Below are 357 nucleotides of genomic sequence, written 5' to 3'. Positions count from 1 at the left end.
GTGAGGTCCGCTTCCGGTATATGGTTGTGGTTTGAATCTGCGCTTGTTGCCGTGACGGATGTGTTTCCGAACAGTTTCGCCTCGGCGAGTGCTTTTTCAGACCATGCGCCCGTTACGATGAAGTGCGCCGTTTGCTCCGGCGTTAAAAAGTTCATCGGCAGCATGGAGAATTGAAGGCTTGCGCCGCCTTGAAGAAATAAAATATCATAATCGTCGGGAATATCCATCAGTTCTTTCAGAAGGCTTTTTGCTTTTTGATGCACCGCATCATATTCTTTGCTCCGGTGGGACAGCTCCATGACGGACATGCCGGTGTCATTGAAGTTGACAAATTCTTTCTGTGCTTTTTGCAGCACA

General features: G+C 48.5%; 1 protein-coding gene. It reads right to left on the bottom strand.

What is annotated here, in order from left to right; translation table 11 throughout:
- Nucleotides 1-356: aminotransferase class V-fold PLP-dependent enzyme (locus SB658_RS22450; protein WP_410602427.1), on the bottom strand; the 356-nt coding region annotated here is incomplete at its 3' end.
- Nucleotide 357 lies beyond the last annotated feature (1 nt).

It is taken from the genome of Bacillus sp. SIMBA_008 (genome assembly GCF_046535495.1).
GTDB classification, from domain to species: Bacteria; Bacillota; Bacilli; order Bacillales; family Bacillaceae; genus Bacillus; species Bacillus subtilis.
Note: the sequence above shows the minus strand (reverse complement) of the source record. Positions and strands in the feature narration are given on the sequence as shown.